The organism is Cupriavidus sp. SIMBA_020 (assembly GCF_046535395.1).
Classification (GTDB): Bacteria; Pseudomonadota; Gammaproteobacteria; order Burkholderiales; family Burkholderiaceae; genus Cupriavidus; species Cupriavidus campinensis.
On the sequence record NZ_JAWRWU010000614.1, the window covers coordinates 1 to 270 of the forward strand.

The window sequence follows — 270 nt, forward strand, 5'->3', positions numbered from 1 at the left end:
CTAAAAATTGCGTCAAATTTCCAGGTGCCGATCCCCGACATCGATCAGACAAAAAAACGGCATCGACCGTTCGGATCGATGCCGTTTTTGTGCGCTGCATCAGCTTGCCCGCACCGCGTGCCGTCAAGCCGGCGCGGAAAATATCACCGCACCGCCGCACGCAGCGTGCCGACCGATCAGCGATGCGCGAGCGCGGTTTCGACGAGCGTCTGCAGCAGCGGCACGATCCGCGCGGCGCGCGCTTCGTCGTATGCGTACGGACGCGTCTCT

Annotated in this window: 1 pseudogene; it reads right to left on the reverse strand. The window is 62.2% G+C overall.

The window, feature by feature from the left end:
• Window positions 1-176 precede the first annotated feature (176 nt).
• Window positions 177-270: pseudogene (locus SB751_RS30750) on the reverse strand (N-formylglutamate deformylase); the annotation flags it as partial.